At 40.3% G+C, this 16,210-nt stretch carries 11 protein-coding genes; 2 read left to right on the forward strand and 9 right to left on the reverse strand.

What is annotated here, in order from left to right; translation table 11 throughout:
* Positions 1 to 43 precede the first annotated feature (43 nt).
* The 6 genes from ACYVM0_RS04425 to ACYVM0_RS04450 form a co-directional block, all read right to left on the reverse strand.
* Entirely contained in the window at positions 44 to 2,962 is a 2,919-nt protein-coding gene (locus ACYVM0_RS04425; protein WP_460553056.1) for an outer membrane beta-barrel protein, read from the reverse strand.
* A gap of 219 nt (positions 2,963 to 3,181) precedes the next feature.
* Positions 3,182 to 4,540, reverse strand: coding sequence for a Gfo/Idh/MocA family protein (locus ACYVM0_RS04430; RefSeq protein WP_460553059.1), 1,359 nt, complete (start codon positions 4,538 to 4,540; stop codon positions 3,182 to 3,184).
* Between the two features lie 24 nt (positions 4,541 to 4,564).
* Positions 4,565 to 5,911 (reverse strand): 3-keto-disaccharide hydrolase, encoded by a 1,347-nt coding sequence (locus ACYVM0_RS04435; protein WP_460553062.1) that lies wholly within the window; start codon positions 5,909 to 5,911, stop codon positions 4,565 to 4,567.
* 196 nt (positions 5,912 to 6,107) lie between these two features.
* Positions 6,108 to 7,088 carry a 2-hydroxyacid dehydrogenase gene (locus tag ACYVM0_RS04440; protein WP_460553065.1) on the reverse strand — a complete coding sequence of 327 codons (981 nt, stop codon included), beginning with the start codon at positions 7,086 to 7,088 and terminating at the stop codon, positions 6,108 to 6,110.
* 83 nt (positions 7,089 to 7,171) lie between these two features.
* Entirely contained in the window at positions 7,172 to 7,834 is a 663-nt protein-coding gene (locus ACYVM0_RS04445) for a cytochrome b/b6 domain-containing protein (protein ID WP_460553068.1), read from the reverse strand.
* A gap of 230 nt (positions 7,835 to 8,064) precedes the next feature.
* Positions 8,065 to 8,247 carry a hypothetical protein gene (locus ACYVM0_RS04450; protein ID WP_460553071.1) on the reverse strand — a complete coding sequence of 61 codons (183 nt, stop codon included), beginning with the start codon at positions 8,245 to 8,247 and terminating at the stop codon, positions 8,065 to 8,067.
* Between the two features lie 505 nt (positions 8,248 to 8,752).
* Here ACYVM0_RS04450 and ACYVM0_RS04455 point away from each other — a divergent pair.
* Positions 8,753 to 9,334: a WG repeat-containing protein gene (locus ACYVM0_RS04455; RefSeq protein WP_460553074.1), complete on the forward strand. Its 582-nt coding sequence runs from the start codon at positions 8,753 to 8,755 to the stop codon at positions 9,332 to 9,334.
* A gap of 85 nt (positions 9,335 to 9,419) precedes the next feature.
* On the opposite strand, the gene ACYVM0_RS04460 is transcribed toward ACYVM0_RS04455, so the two are convergent.
* The 3 genes from ACYVM0_RS04460 to ACYVM0_RS04470 form a co-directional block, all read right to left on the reverse strand.
* Entirely contained in the window at positions 9,420 to 11,558 is a 2,139-nt protein-coding gene (locus ACYVM0_RS04460) for a glycoside hydrolase family 97 protein (RefSeq protein WP_460553077.1), read from the reverse strand.
* Between the two features lie 193 nt (positions 11,559 to 11,751).
* Positions 11,752 to 12,516 (reverse strand): ThuA domain-containing protein, encoded by a 765-nt coding sequence (locus ACYVM0_RS04465; protein ID WP_460553080.1) that lies wholly within the window; start codon positions 12,514 to 12,516, stop codon positions 11,752 to 11,754.
* Between the two features lie 98 nt (positions 12,517 to 12,614).
* Entirely contained in the window at positions 12,615 to 15,164 is a 2,550-nt protein-coding gene (locus ACYVM0_RS04470) for a cation-translocating P-type ATPase (RefSeq protein ID WP_460553083.1), read from the reverse strand.
* A 216-nt stretch (positions 15,165 to 15,380) separates the two neighbouring features.
* Here ACYVM0_RS04470 and ACYVM0_RS04475 point away from each other — a divergent pair, with 216 nt between their 5' ends.
* Positions 15,381 to 16,208: an alpha/beta fold hydrolase gene (locus ACYVM0_RS04475; protein WP_460553086.1), complete on the forward strand. Its 828-nt coding sequence runs from the start codon at positions 15,381 to 15,383 to the stop codon at positions 16,206 to 16,208.
* The last annotated feature ends 2 nt before the right edge of the window (positions 16,209 to 16,210 follow it).

Raw genomic sequence — 16,210 nt, forward strand, 5'->3', positions numbered from 1 at the left:
AGTTTTAAAAAATTACCTGCAATTACAATGGCGAACTGATTGATCAGTTTCCTCTTCTGTTGCCGCCATTTCCACCTCCGTTACCCCGTTGCATCCTGTTATTACCGCCAGCACCCTGCGGCGGCCTTCCCCCAAAGCGGTTTAAATTATAGGTAAAGGTCAGTAAGAAATAGCGTTTTAACACCACCGTCCGGCTGTCGTAATAATAATTTTCTCCCTGCATACGGGTTATGCTTTGGTTTTGGTTAAGCAGGTCATTTACAGAAAACTTAACCTCCCCGTTCTTCTTTTTAAAAAGTTGTTTGGCAAGATTAGCATTCCATAATGGAATATTTCTGTTATACCCCGCAGACTGGCCGGTATAACGGATATAATCAAAATCAGTGGAAATGATCAGCGTTTTGGTTATGTAATAATTCATATCCGTTGAATAGGTCTGCGTATAATAATCGGTATTATTTTTACCCTGTGCTATACTATACCTTGCCTGGGAGTACGCTACCCTTGCCCTTAGTCCAAAATTGAATTTGTTTTTGATATCAAGATTAACACCGGCCGATTGCGATAGCGTAAACGTGTTGGTAACATTCAGTTGCTTGTACAGCATACTTAAACTGTGATTGTAATTGACCACATTGGTAAAGTTCACACTGCTGCCCTTCATTTTTTTAAACGGAATGCCCACGGTAATATTAGAAGACATATTGTAAGCACCGTTTAAATTCAATGGCCTGATGATCTGTACACCCGGGCGCAACAAAGAATCGGGTAAGCCAAGATTTTTCAACGTAGTTAAAGTTAAACTGTCGGTGCTGTTAACAATACGGTTGCTGGTTTGCGAACCATTAAGTGTAATGTTCAAATATTTATACGTTACCGCATTTAAAGTTTTAAAACTGATATCTACATTATGCCCGAACTCCTGTTTTAAACCGGGATTACCAATGTTGATACGCAGAATATTAGTAAGGTCGGGTACATCCTGCAACTGGTTGACTGTTGGTTGGTTGGTGCGGCCACGGTAATGAATGGCAAGATTGGTTTTCCTGGAAAAATTATAGGTAAAATTAGCGGTAGGGAAAAGATTGGTATAATCCTGTTTGGTCCTGATGACAGAATCCTTACCATTAACCTGGTAAATACCGCGGATGCTTTTATTATCCAGTTGCGATGTTTGTACAGAAGTACCCACCTGGAAACTATATTTAAGCTTCTGGAAACGGAAATTGCCTCCATAACGATGTGCTATAAAATCATTTTCAAAATAATTGGTCTGTTGCCTGTTAATGATATCAAATTGTTTGGAAGAAGCGTTATAGTCGTAAGCATCTTTATCTGAAGTACTGTGCCTGTTGGTGTAAGCATAATTCATTTCCAGTATTATATTTTTACCAAACATTTCGGTAAAAGAACTGGTGATCACATTATTGGCGCTTCTTGTTTTTTGTGCACTTTCAAAATTCTGGTCAATCGTGGCAGCAACAGAACCATCTGCATTATAAAATATGATAGGAGAAATATTGGTACCACTGCCGGTACTTTTGTCAATGCCGTTGGAATATCCTAAAGTAAATGTACGGCCAACCTTTTTAAACCTCCGGCGGTAAAGCAATTCGTTATTGATACTTGAACCATCTCTTTCGCTATTATAAACAGCATTGCGGCTATTGGATAAATATTTAACCGAAGGTTTAATGGCCATCGCGGATGAATTGACTTCGGTATAACTGTCAGCATGCTGAAAAGAAATATTCGGCGTATACAAAATTGAATTCATTGAATCAATATAAAATTCCAGCCTTACATTAACCTGGTGATTGCGGTTGGTATTCAAGGATATATTACTGCTGTTTTCTGTTGCAGAAGAATCATTAAAAAAGGTAGATTCCCTGTAGCTGGTTTGTTCTCTCCGGTTACGGGTTTCAGAATAATTGTAGCTTCCGGTAACATCTATTTTCCTGCCTATTTTATCGATATAGTTAACGCCAATTGAAGAAGAAGTAGTAAGGCCATTACCTGCAACAGCACCGCCGCCACCACGGGCACCGGTACTTACAGTACGTGCCCCGCCACCACTATAGCCACCCATACGGCTTACAATATCGTTGGAGCCAAAGCCCTGCTTATTAATATTATTGGAAGAAGCCACCAGCGAAATACGCCTGGTTTCGTTAAAACGGTTAGCCGTAAGCGAAGTAAGGTAACGTTCATTATCACCCACGCCGGCTACTGCTTTTCCAAAATAGCCCTTACGGCGGTTTTTCTTTAGTACAATATTGATGGTTTTACTGCGGCTGCCATCATCAATACGGGTAAACTTTGCCTGGTCGCTCATGTCATCGTATACCTGTACACTTTGTATCATGTCTGCTGTAATATTCTTGGTAGCCATTTTAGGGTCTTTACCAAAAAACTCCTTACCGTCCACATATATCTTTGTTACATCTTCGCCCTGTGCTTTTACATTGCCATCAACATCTACTTCCACACCGGGTAATTTTTTCAGCAGGTCTTCGGCTGTGGCATTGGGTACGGTTTTAAACGCAGTAGCATTAAACTGTGTAGTATCGCCTTTTATCTGGATAGGCACATCGCTGGTTACCACAAAAGTATCCAGTGTATGCAGGTCGGGTTTCATTATTATTTTACCCAGGTCAATTATTTGCTTTGTATCGGTGATAACAAATGATTTCTGGTAAGGCTCAAAGCCTTTAAAAGTAATATGAATCTTATACGCTTCACTGGCAAGATCTTTTATTTCAAACAGGCCTTCCTTATCGCTCACGGCAAAAGTGGCCATGGTGGAATCCTTTGTAAATATTACAGATACAGTAGCGCCGGCCAGGGGTTGTTTGCCGGTAGTATCCATTATCACACCCTTTATCAATCCGGTTGTTTTTTGCGCCTGTGTGGCCGTCCATAATAAAATTGTCAGGGGAAAAAGCAGGCAAAATTTCCTCATACCGGTTAGTTATTTAACATTAGACGCTGCAACCGGAAATAACTGGCGGCCAATTGTAAAAATAACGGGCTGAATCAGGACAGTACAGGTAAGTTAGTGAGACGTGAGGCGTGAATAGTCAATCGTAAATGATGAGTTAACTGTTCCCGTTGCAGCTTTTGACCACAGCGTGCAAATTCACGATTCACCACTCACGATTGACCATTCACGATTGACGTTTTAGTATTTAAACACTTTTCCTCCTGCCATCACTTCCTGTGTGGTGGTATTAAAAGTAGCTTTTTGCCCGGTGCGTACTGCTGCATTTACCATGATGCAGGCAATGGAATGCATGTAACCAGCTTCAACCGGAGCGTTGGGTTGTTTGCGGCTGCGTATACATTCCATCCAGTTGCGTACGTGGCTGGAAGTTAAAATATCTGCACCTGTGTTGGCAGAAGCCACGGCTTTTACTGCAATATCAGAAAGGTTAAGCTCAGGCAATAAGTTGGCCTGCATATTCATTGCTTCCGCCATCTTTTGTGTTAAGCCGCCCTTTGGCGAAACTTTATTGGTGATCAGGTTTAATTCTCCACCATTGGAATAATAAATTTCAGAAGGATTTTCATCACCATTGTGCATACGTGAAGTGAATACTACCTGGAAACCGTTGCTGGCGTCATTTTCAGGACCGTAATCAAATACAGCAGTTGTAGTATCCCAGTTTTTTCTGCCGTCCTTCCATTGATAAATACCGCCGTTGGCTACCACACTTCTCGGATGCTCCATACCGGTGAACCAATGCACCGTATCAATCTGGTGACTCATCCATTGACCGGGCATGCCGGATGAATAGGGCCAGAACAAACGGTACTCCAGGTATTTTCTGGGATCAAATTTTTCGTAAGGCCGGTTCATTAAATATCTTTTCCAATCCAGGTCTTCCTCTTTGCATTGCGCAACTAAATCGGGCCTGCGCCAGCGGCCGGGCTGGTTTACATTCCATGATAATTCCACCATAGTAACGGGACCAAATTTTCCATCCTGTATAAATTTTGCAGCTGCATGATAGTTGGCGCCACTCCTGCGTTGCGAACCTATCTGCACAATTTGTTGTGAGGCTTTTACGGCTTTTAATGCTGCTCTTGCATCCTCCATTGTTTCTGCAAAAGGCTTTTCCACATAAGCATCTTTTTTATTTTTAACCGCTTCAATAGTATGTAATGCATGTTGAAAATCGGCAGTGCTGATGAACACAGCATCCAGGTCTTTTAATGCATATAACTCATCATTGTTTTTACAGGCAGTGATATCATGCCCCATTTTGCTTTTTAAAAAATCTGCCCCCATTTCTCTTCTTAATTTCCAGATATCCGATACCGCTACAATATCAAAATTCAGCTCTTGCTGATGGTTCATAAAGGAAGGGAAATGAGAGTTCCTGAACCGGTCAGAAAAACCTACCACGCCTACCCTTACACGATCATTAGCGCCTAAAATGTTGGCATAGGATTTTGCATTGAGCCCGGCAATACCGGCATACAAAGCAATACCTGCTTTGGTGGATTGTTTTAAAAATCTGCGGCGGTTTAATGGCATAACAAATGTTTTAGTAGTTAAATATTATTGCAGTTCTTTTATTTTAATGCTTCTGAACATTACATGATTACCATGATCCTGTAATAAAAGGTGCCCTTTTTCGGCCATCCCAAAGTTGGGCCATTTTTCATATTTACTTCTTGCCACCAGCGCATAATAATATGGTGTGCCACGCTGGTATTCCAGTACTTTAATGCCATTCAGCCAGTGTTCAATATGATTATCAGGATAAACCACCACCATACCCTTATTCCATTCGCCGATATTTCTTTTGGCATTGGGATGTTTTACAGACGGTATAAGATCGTATAGGGAAGCCTGTGTTCTGTTACCAATAGAACCCAGTTTGGCATCAGGATGTTTTTCATCATCCAGTATCTGGTATTCTAACCCTATAGCAGAACCGCTGCTCTTTTCTTTTTCGGTAACAAAATATTTTACGCCGCTGTTGGCACTGTCGGTTATTTTAAAATCGAATTGTAAAATAAAAGCACCGTATTCGCCGGTGGTTACAATATCGCCGCCGTTTTGAGATTCGGCACCTGCAGATGACAGCACATGCAATTCGCCATCTTTTATTTCCCAGCCTTTTTCAGGAAATTTTTCTTTATTTGCTCCTCTCCAACCATTGGTGGTTTTACCATCCCATAATAATTTATAACCTTGTTTTGCCTCGGCAGCAGAAATATTATTGGGAATAAAATTAGCCACACGTAATTCGGGGTTGTCAGGTGTTGTTTTTAAGTTGGAAGTTTGAATACGGATGTTGCGCCAGTGGATAGCTCTTCCGGCTTCGGCTTCACTGCCAACTGAATGCACCTGCAATGCAAAGAAACCTTTTGCAGTAACATCATCAATTACCTGCGCCATCAGTTTGCCGTTGATAAAAGTTTTTATATTATTACCTACACATTCAATCCTGTATTTGTACCATTGGCCGGTTTTAAAATCCATTTTATTTTTTTCATTCAATTCCATGGGATATAACCAGCCTCTTCTTGATTCATCATAAACACCACCACTCCATTTACGAGCAGAAGGATCTATTTCCATCTGGTAGCCATGTACCCTTCCGTTTTGATAACCGGCAACACTTTCGCTCCTGAATTGTATGCCGGAGTTTACTGCAGCATCTAATTTTACTTCTGTTTCAAAAATAAAATCGCCATAATCTTTTTCTGTAGTTAAGAACGAATTGGGGGTATTGGCCACAGATATGCCCATTATTTCGCCATTGCTTACTTTGTATTGGGCAGCACCACCAATTTGTTTCCAGCCGCTAAGGTCTTTGCCATTAAAAAGTGATTGCCATTGTTGTGCGGTGGCAGTAGAAAAAATAAAAACAGAAAGGACAAGGAAGATTTGTTTCATACCAGATCGTTAAAGTAATAAGCAATTTAAGGAAAAGAATTGTTTAAACACAGAGATTTTTAATGCACTGTTTTAAACCAAACAGGCATTTAAGTTATATAAGGAAAGCGCATGAGGGCTTTACCTGATGCTGCTAATCCGGTAAAAAGATATTTAAAATGGATGTTTCTTTTTGTACAAAGCGATCTTTTAGTGATTACACTGCATTTTCCAGTTTTTTACCTTGTTCAAAATCGCTGAGGTTTTGCAGGGTTACCAATGCAATCTGGGTGAGTGCTTCGTCAGTTAAAAACCCCTGGTGGGATGTAATGAGCACATTGGGAAAACTGAGCAGGCGCATGATGATATCGTCTTCAATGATATTTTCACTCAGGTCGTGAAAGAATAATTTTTCTTCCTGTTCGTATACATCAATGCCTAAATAACCAAGCCTTCCTCTTTTCAATGCTTCAATAGCATCCCTGGTATCTATCAATGCACCACGGCTGGTATTAATGAGCATGGTGCCATCTTTCATCATATCCAATGTAGTACTGTTGATGAGATGTTTGGTTTGTTCCGTTAGCGGACAATGAAGAGAAATAACATTGCTTTGCTGCAATACTTCCATCAATGGTAAATATTCAACGCCTGCTGCTTCAAGCTCTTTATTGGCAATGATATCAAAAGCCAAAACTTTGCAACCAAGGCCAAGCATGATATGTGCAAAGCATTGCCCGATCTTACCGGTACCAATTACGCCAACAGTTTTACCGTACAGGTCAAAACCGGTTAAGCGATCGAGTGAAAAATTGCCTTCCCGTACACGGTTATAGGCTTTATGCGTTTTGCGGTTAAGCGTCATGATCAATGCCAGCGCATGTTCTGCTACTGCATGCGGTGAGTAAGCCGGTACACGTACCACAGCCATATTGTTTTCTCTTGCTGCAACAAGATCAACATTATTGAAACCTGCACAACGTTGTGCAATAATTTTAACACCGGTTTCTGCTAATGCTTTAATTACTTCGGCATTCAACCTGTCGTTTACAAAAGCACAGATGGCATCATTGCCTTTGGCAAGATTTACCGTTTGCTCATTTAACTGTGCTTCAAAAAATGTGATCTTGTGCTGAAGGTTATAGCGTTTAAAATATTCCTTGTCGTAAGGTTGCGTGGAGAAGAATGCAATTTTCATGCGGTGAATTTACACTACAATTACCAATGAGAAATTACATTGGCATACTTTTATTAAAAAGCTTTAAAAAGTGCCAGGCAGGTTTACAGGCCGGGTTCATTATCCATCGCTTTTCCGCCATGTATCATTCCGGATACGATATTCTTATGTTGACCCCGTTCTGCTTTTATTATTCCAACCAGGTGTAGCAGCAGAAATAACAGTAAAAAATTAAAACAGGCTTCGTGAACATCGTGTATGGTATGATGGAGTGGAGTTTGGCCCGGGGGCACATCGTTATTGAAAGATAACCACAACCCTGTTCCGGCTATTACAATAATGAGAGCATAAAAGAGCAGGTAAATAAATCTTACTATAAGAAAATGACGGGCCGTTTTTTTGTTGTCATTGCTTTTATATGCAGTAAACGCATTTTTCATTTTATAAATAAAACGTTGTTTACGGGGCTGAAAAAATTCCAGCAGTATCCTGAAAACCAGCAAGCCAGTTAACACATAACCAAACCTGGTATGCCATTTCCAGATGGTATTGCGTAGTGCATCAACTATAATATTGATCTGCGCTACGTTTAGTTTGGTACCACCACCCAGGGCAGCATGATCAATTACATAACCGGCATGCCAGCCGCTTAAAAAAGATTTGCTCACGATAATAGTAAATAATAAAAGCGCTGTAACTATTGCTGTAAGCCAGTGCCATAACCTTATTGCACGGGAATGTGGCTGTTGAAAAATGGTATTTTTCATACACCGTTTTTAAATGGCTGTAAATAATCCGAAATTGAATCAGGAATTCAGGATGAATCCGTTGGGGATAATTATCCGCTTAAAGAGGTTATTATTATTGTAATTGCATTCCGGCAAAGCTGCTTTCACCGCCAGGGGCCATAGGTGTTCGGTTGTACTTAGTTGGTTGAGTGTGGCTATACTTAACAGCATAAGTTGTGAACTCCTATGGCAATCATCAAAACATGCAATTATGCAAAATGCCTTCTTTGTGTACTTCTTTTCTGGCGTTGGATATTCCACAAGTCAGCAGCAGTAAAATGTTTTTCCTGGTTAACCAGTCCAAAGGCTAAAGTTTCTTTAACGATGGTAGTTAATGCTTTTGTTTCGCTTTTGCTTATTGATGTAAATAAGCTTTTGTTTTGTGTGTTCATTGTTTGAAGTTTTTATGGTTTATACTTTTTGTTTCCGGCAACCCTTTTGTTTGATTACCTTGATAACACAAAGATAAGGCGGAATTTAGTACTATGCAAAACAAAGTAGTATAGATTGAGGTAGTATTATTGAAAATTTCAGGGCACACACACAGAATAAGTAATTGATTATTAATTATTTGAGATTTTATTTTTTAAGACAAGTCGTTTTTTTGCTGATTTTACGAACGGTAAATGGGCAGGTTAACTGGTAAAAAACATTAATACAGGTTGCTGAAACGGGGTAAAATAAGCCTCCAAAGCTGTTGTGTTTGCCCCGGTTGCTGCGGTCGATCGGCCCATTTTCAGCCAAATCCCTGCTTCTTAATGCGGCTGCCATGTTTTAGTAAAGTGCTGCGTTCAATAGAACCAAAATCATCATTTTCACTTCTCCCCGTCATATTTTTTGTGCTTACACAGCTATACTTTGTAGGCACAATTTATTTTTTCATCTAAAACTTATTTTATGAAAAAGATATTCCTGCTGCTTTTCTTTTTTCCTATACTTAATAACTATGCACAAAAATGGGAAAAGAATTACGACTTTGTAGATAACTGTATCTGCGGGCTTTCTAAAGTTAAAAAAAATGATAAGGTAGGTTATGTAAATAAAGAAGGTGTGGAGATTGTAAAACCCCAATACGATGAAGGCTTAACTTTTAAGGAAGGGTTTGCTGCAGTAAGACTGGACACAAAATGGTTGTACCTTGACAGTACCGGTAAAGCCATTACCGAGCCAATATTTGATGATGCGGTAAGCTTTAGCAATGGACTGGCAGCTGTTTCAAAAAGCAATCTCTTTGGTTTTATTAATACCAAAGGCGAAACTGCCATACCGTTTGAATTTGCCAGTGCCCGCAGTTTTGCAGAAGGCCTTGCTCCTGCTTCCAATGTAAAAGGCTACTGGGGTTATATAGATCCCAAAGGAAACTGGTTAATAAAACCTTCCTACGATTTTTCAGATTGTTTTGAAAACGGCGAGGCAAGGGTGATTAAAGGAGGAAAAGTATTTTACATCAATAAAGAAAATAAGATGGTACATGAATAGTTTCTCCTGACTATTGTGCTTAATAAAAAAACGCTTCATGTAAAAATGAAGCGGTTAATTTTTTATGACCTGTTGATGTTTTGTTTTATTTCGCAGGTGTAATACTTATCGCACAACCTCCTCCCCTTGCCAGTTTAAGGCTTAGTACCATTTTACTATCCACCACCTGTTTGGTGATCTTATAGGCAGCAGGATTTTTTTCAAAATCTGCATCATCAGCATCGGCATAAATAGTAGCCGTATATTTTTTACCTGCATCTAAAAAAGACAGATCAACAGTTGCTGTTCTTGCATTCTCGTTAGTGATGGCTCCTACAAACCAGTTGTTGGTGCCTTTGGCTTTTCTTGCTTCAGTAATGTATTCACCGGGTTCTGCTTCCAGGTATTTACTATCATCCCAATCAAGCGCCACATCTTTAATAAACTGAAATGCATCCATTTTCTTTTCATACACTTCGGGCAGATCGGCTGCCATTTGCAACGGGCTGCAAATAGTTACATACAAAGCCAGTTGCTTTGCCAATGTGGTATGAATGGTTTCTTTTTTATTTTTATCCCAGTAATTTAATTCTAATTGAAAAATACCTGGTGTATAATCCATCGGGCCACCCATAAACCTGGTGAATGGAAATATAGTTTCGTGCCTTGGTTTATTGCCTTCGCTCCATGCATTAAATTCCATACCACGTGCTGCTTCACACGCCAGCCAGTTTGGATAGGTGCGGCTTAAGCCTGTAGGCCTGACGGGTTCATGTGCATCCAGCATAATTTTATAGCTGGCGGTTTTTTGCGCCACTCTCACATAGTGATTTACCATCCATTGCCCGTCGTGATGTTCGCCACGGGGAATGATATGGCCTACATAGCCCGTCTTTACAGCATCGTAGCCGTTGGCCTTCATAAAACGATAGGCCGTATCCATCTGCCTTTCGTAATTGGTGGCCGATCCTGATGTTTCGTGGTGCATGATCAGCTTTACTTTTTTGGATGCAGCATAACGGTGTAATTCCTTTACATCAAAATCAGGATATGGTGTAACAAAATCAAATACGTTTTCCTTGTATTGGCCAAACCAATCTTCCCAACCCACATTCCATCCTTCTACCAACACACCATCCAAACCATTTTTTGATGCAAAATCAATATAACGCTTAACATTAGCCGTAGTAGCGCCATGTTTGCCCGAAGCTTTTAAATTCTTTGTATCAAAGCTGGTGGCATTCTGGCTGCCTGCATAATCCCAGGTTGATTTGCCTACGTGCATTTCCCACCATACGCCAACATACTTGGTGGGTTTAATCCAGCTGGGATCTTTAATTACCGAAGGCTCGTTTAAGTTTAAGATAGTATGGGAAGCAAGAATGTCGGTTGCTTTATCAGAAACGATGATCGTTCTCCAGGGTGTTTTAGCAGGCGTTTGCAAATAGGCTTTATTACCCAAGGCATCCGGTACCAGTTTTGAAGTTAAATTGAAAGATGTTTTATCAACATGTAAATTCATAGCAGGATAGTTTACCAATGCCGCTTCATGAATGTTGATATATAAGCCATCTGCCGATTTAAGCATCAGGGGAGTTTGTACGGCATCTTTATCAAAGAACTGGTGAGCAAAAATGCTGGCAGCATATTTCGGGTCTTCACCGTTAACCTCATCCAGGTTAGTTACATTCGGACTAAATTCATTACTATCATAGTCACCGGGTATCCAGAAAGCCTTGTGATTTCCGGTAAGGTGAAACTCCGTTTTTTCGTCTGCCACAATAAAATGTTTCAGGTTTTTCTGTTCAGGAAATTCATAACGGAAACCAACGCCGTCATCAAAAACCTTAAACACAATGGTAAATTCAATAGCATCAGTAACTTTCTGGCTAAGCTTTACACTCAGTTGTGTATAATTATCCCGTATTTCTTTTACATCGCCCCAAACCGGCTTCCACGTGGTGTTTGAACTTATTTGCATGTTAGCAACCTCCGTTAAATTATCAGTTAAGGAAGGCAAGGCCTTATCGGTCATGGTTTCTTTTATAGCTAAGCCCATATGCGAAGGCAGCATGATGGATTTGTTTTTGTACAACACTTCATACATTGGTGCCCCGTTATCACCAAGCCAGAAATTAAGTGTAATGTTTTTGTTGGGAGAAAGAACAGTTGTTTTGGTCTGGGCTAAAGCAGCAGTACCAATTACTACTGCAAACACAGCAGCAAGCAATCTTTTATATAGCATCGTTTTAAATTTAGGATGTAAATTTATTGATTATTGTGTAAAAAATACACAATTTATTTTTTTAAATTTTATCACCGCCGGCAATTGATCCGGCAGCACATTTACAATAACTGAAACTGATTTTTATATTTTACTAAACTGCCGCCAGGTTTTTAATCGCTGGCGGCAGTAGTATTAATTTCTAGTATCCGGATTATTTTTTTCCGGTAGCAGCCCAGAATATGCCTGCATACAAATGATTTAAAAATGCAGGATCGTTGTAAACAGTAGGCAAATGCCCCAGTGCTGTGTAGAAAGCCCGTCCGCCATCAAAATTGTGGTACCAGCTGACAGGATGCATTTTGCCCATGCCCTCGCCTTTCTTTTCGCCCCAGTTTGCTTTGGGATTGTAAGAAGATTCATCCACAGCAAGAATATATTTTAAGTCAGCAACTTTTTCGGGGCCAAACTGGTACCATTCATCGGTCCATAGTTTATTATTGGCAAAACCCTGCAGGCCGGGGAATTTATCATCAACGATATTCAGTTGTGCTGTTTGAATTACCGGATGAATATAAAACATACGGCCTACCAGTTTATTATACCAGTCCCAGTCATACTCTGTATCCGAAGCGCTGTGTATGCCCACATAACCCTTGCCGGATTGTATAAAACGTTCCATTACTTTTTGTTGTGACGAATCAAAAATATCGCCTGTAGTATTTAAAAAGATGATCACCTGGAATTGCTCCACATATTTATCTGTAAATCCCTTCGGATCTTCCCAAAGTACCACATCAAAAAAATTCTTTACCCCTAATTCTTTAATGGTGATAAATCCATTGTGTATAGATTCGTGGTGCCAGCCCCTGGTGGTGGTTACTACTAATGCTTTAAATTGTTTTTGTTGTGCCGGGGCGGCATTTATAACGCTGATCATAATCAATAAAAAAATGGTGAAAAATTTTATGGTCTTCATAACAAGCAATTTTTAATTTAGGTTATGAAGATAATTGAATAATTCTAATACTACCCTTTGCAGGCATACTTGTTTGTAAAATAGTTACAGTAATGGTATTATTGCTTTTTATGCAACAACTTTAAAAGCTCGATGCATAACAGGGCACCCATTGTAACTGCGATGATGAGGAGCATTGGTTGCCATTGCAAGGGAACCGTTTTAAAAACGGGCTGCATAAAGGGAACGTATATGATCAGTAATTGTAAGGCTACCGTTAAAATAATAGAGCCCCACATGCCCCTGTTGGCAAAAATTGCCAGGGAGAAAACCGAATGATAAACAAATCTTACGGAGAGTGCATTAACCAGCTGTACAAAGCAGAGTGTTGTAAATACCATTGTTTGTTGCTCTTTTACATTGTATCCCTGGTTTACCGCCCACCATTGTACAAAGATGGATGCAGTGGTAAGTATTGCACCCGTGAGCAGAATTTTTGTTACCATTCCTCCGGCAAATAAATTTTCTTTGGGTGGCCGTGGCGGCCTGTTCATTATATCTTTTTCTGCAGGTTCTGCTACAAGTGCCAGGCCCGGCAAACCATCTGTAACCAGGTTTATCCATAGCAAATGAATAGGCAACAGCGGAATTGCAAAACCAAGAATGGGGGCAAGAAAAATCGTCAGGATTTCTCCCAGGTTACAGGACAGTACATACAAAATAAATTTCCTGATATTTTCATAGATCCTCCTGCCTTCTCGAACCGCTTTTACAATGGTGGCAAAATTATCGTCCAGTAATATCATATCCGCAGCTTCTTTAGATACATCGGTTCCTGTAATGCCCATTGCAACACCAATATCCGATTGCTTTAATGATGGCGCATCGTTTACACCATCACCCGTCATGGCAACAAACTCCCCGTTTTTTTGCAGGGCTTTTACAATATTTAATTTTTGTTCGGGAGATACTCTTGCATACACCGTTGTATTTTTTACAATTTCGCCAAATGCTTCAGGTGACAGTTTTTCCAAATCGGCCCCGGTCTTTACGCCCTGGTGGCCTTCTTTAATCATTCCCAGGCGTGTGGCTATAGCGGTAGCAGTGAGTGGCTGATCGCCGGTGATCATTACAGATCTGATGCCAGCTGTTTTGCATTGTGCAATGGCAGCGATCACTTCCTCCCTCGGCGGATCTATCATTGCCGTGATGCCTAAAAAATCGAGTTCATTTTCAAAACTCAGTTTTATTTCGCCGGGATCGGTATCGAAAATTTTATACCCGAAAAATAATACCCGTAAACCATCAGCGGCCCATTCCCTGTTTGTGTTCAACCACCCGGGAACCTGTTCTTTATATTTTTCACTCAGTACCTCTGTCATTTTTATAGGGGCACCTTTTGTAAATAAGATCCATTTGTCATCATGCTGATGCAAAGTACTCATTCGCATCCGGTCAGAATCGAAGGGCAGTTTGGCTATTAACGGAAATGCGGCATCTGATCCTTCCTTGGTATGCCCTTTTTCTAAAGCATGATCTACTAAAGCAGTTTCTGTAGAGTCTCCCAATAAACCCTCACCCGAAAATCTTACTTCGTTGTTTAACACCATCGCATGCTTTAACAGCTCTTCTTTACCTGTTGCCGCTTCCAGTTTCTCAACCGTCATTACATTTTGTGTAAGTGTACCGGTTTTATCGCTGCAGATATAAGTAACCGAACCTAAGGTTTCCACCGCAGGTAATTTTCGCATCAGGGCATTTTGTTTTACCATTCGCCTGGCACCCTGTGCCAATGCAATGGTGATAACAGCAGGCAATGCTTCAGGTAATGCTGCTACTGCCAATGATAATGCGGTAAGAAACATTTCAAATGCATTTTCACCCCGCCACATGCCAATACCAAAAACTGCGGCACAAATTATTATAACAATAACGGCTAACTGTTTACTGAAAACAGCCAGCCTTTTTTGCAATGGCGTTTTCTGCGGTGCTACTTTCAGCAGGCCTGCAATCTTTCCTATTTCGGTATTCATACCAATGCTGGTAACAATGGCTTTGGCAGAACCATTACTAACAACAGTTCCTTTAAAGATCATGTTTTGCTGATCGCCGGGAACAGGATTTTCATCTTTTACAGGGTCAGTTATCTTTTCAACAGAATGACTTTCGCCGGTTAAAGAAGCTTCTTCAGTTTTAAAAGAATGTACTTCCATCAATCTTGCATCGGCCGGTACAATGTCTCCCGCTTCCAATAAAATAATATCGCCGGGCACCAGCTGCCCGGCTTCAATTTTTGCTGGATCATTATTACGCAGCACTACCGCAAATTGAGCCGCCATTTTCTGCAGCATCCGAACGGATTGCTCCGCATTATACTCCTGGTAATAACCGATCCAGGCATTGCCGATAATGATGGCCAGTATTACATAGGCATCGGTATGTTCACCTACCAGGAATGAAATGACAGCAGCACCAATCAATATAAGGATCATCACATCTGTGAACTGTGAAAAAAGTATAGAGAATTTACTTTTTTGCGGGGCTTCCTGCAACACATTCGCACCAAATTCATGTTGTAATGCTACCACCGCATCGCTGTTTAAACCTGATGCTGATGTTTTCAGCCGGTCCAGGGTTTCAGGTATAGTATTTTGGTAGAAGGGCTTCATGAATTTACTACATGCATTGAAGATAGTTCAGAATTTGCATTGACCGGATAGTATTTTGCAATGTGTGAATAATGTAACTTCTTAATAAAGTTATGTAACAGTTTTCGTATAAGATATACTGACCTTTAACAAGGTATAAATCTACCGTTCTTAAGCTTCCGGTAATCAACATTAAAGCGTCAGATTTTTCTATTTCAATTACATAAAACCATCAATATGCCCTTTATACATTCTGTTCAAAACAATGAAAAACCTGTAAAAATTTATTACGAGGATCTTGGTAAAGGAAAGCCGGTGGTCTTCATCCATGGCTGGCCATTAAGCGGCTCGATGTGGGAATACCAGGTAACGCAATTGCCACAACATGGTTTACGCTGTATTATTTACGACAGAAGGGGTTTTGGCCAATCAGACAGGCCGTTTACAGGTTATGATTACAATACTCTGGCCAGCGACCTTAAGGCTTTACTGGATGATTTAAATCTTACAGACGTTACATTGGTTGGCTTTTCGATGGGTGGCGGAGAAATTGCAAAATATTTTTCATTGTATGGTGATGCAAGAGTTTCAAAAGTTGTTTTGATAAGTGCAGTTGTACCATTTTTGTTAAAAACAGATGATAATCCTGATGGTGTGCCGCAGGAACATTTTACTGCCAATCAAAAAGCCCTGATGGATGACCGGCCTACATTTTTAGAAGGCTTCAATAAAGATTTTTACAGCTTAGGTATATTAAACCAGCCGGTAAGCGAAGCTTATTTAAACAGTGCCTTAAACAAAGCCATGGATGCGTCGCCTGTTGCCACCATTGAATGCGCCAGGTCTTTTTCTTCTACCGATTTCAGAAAGGACCTGCTGAAAATAAATGTACCTACATTGATCATACATGGCGATAAAGATAAAACAGTGCCGATAAAATTAACAGCCGAAAAATCGGTACTGCTGATAGCAGGAGCTGTACTTAAAGTGTATGAAGGGGCACCACACGGACTTTGGTTTACAGAAAAAGAAAAATTGAACCAGGACCTTATTGATTTTATATAACC

This window comes from Ferruginibacter profundus (genome assembly GCF_054783275.1).

Coding starts and splice junctions, on each gene's coding strand:
- ACYVM0_RS04425 (WP_460553056.1), bottom strand. CDS start 2,962: ATGAGGAAATTTTGCCTGCTTTTTCCCCTGACAATTTTATTATGGACG.
- ACYVM0_RS04430 (WP_460553059.1), bottom strand. CDS start 4,540: ATGCCATTAAACCGCCGCAGATTTTTAAAACAATCCACCAAAGCAGGT.
- ACYVM0_RS04435 (WP_460553062.1), bottom strand. CDS start 5,911: ATGAAACAAATCTTCCTTGTCCTTTCTGTTTTTATTTTTTCTACTGCC.
- ACYVM0_RS04440 (WP_460553065.1), bottom strand. CDS start 7,088: ATGAAAATTGCATTCTTCTCCACGCAACCTTACGACAAGGAATATTTT.
- ACYVM0_RS04445 (WP_460553068.1), bottom strand. CDS start 7,834: ATGAAAAATACCATTTTTCAACAGCCACATTCCCGTGCAATAAGGTTA.
- ACYVM0_RS04450 (WP_460553071.1), bottom strand. CDS start 8,247: ATGAACACACAAAACAAAAGCTTATTTACATCAATAAGCAAAAGCGAA.
- ACYVM0_RS04455 (WP_460553074.1), top strand. CDS start 8,753: ATGAAAAAGATATTCCTGCTGCTTTTCTTTTTTCCTATACTTAATAAC.
- ACYVM0_RS04460 (WP_460553077.1), bottom strand. CDS start 11,558: ATGCTATATAAAAGATTGCTTGCTGCTGTGTTTGCAGTAGTAATTGGT.
- ACYVM0_RS04465 (WP_460553080.1), bottom strand. CDS start 12,516: ATGAAGACCATAAAATTTTTCACCATTTTTTTATTGATTATGATCAGC.
- ACYVM0_RS04470 (WP_460553083.1), bottom strand. CDS start 15,164: ATGAAGCCCTTCTACCAAAATACTATACCTGAAACCCTGGACCGGCTG.
- ACYVM0_RS04475 (WP_460553086.1), top strand. CDS start 15,381: ATGCCCTTTATACATTCTGTTCAAAACAATGAAAAACCTGTAAAAATT.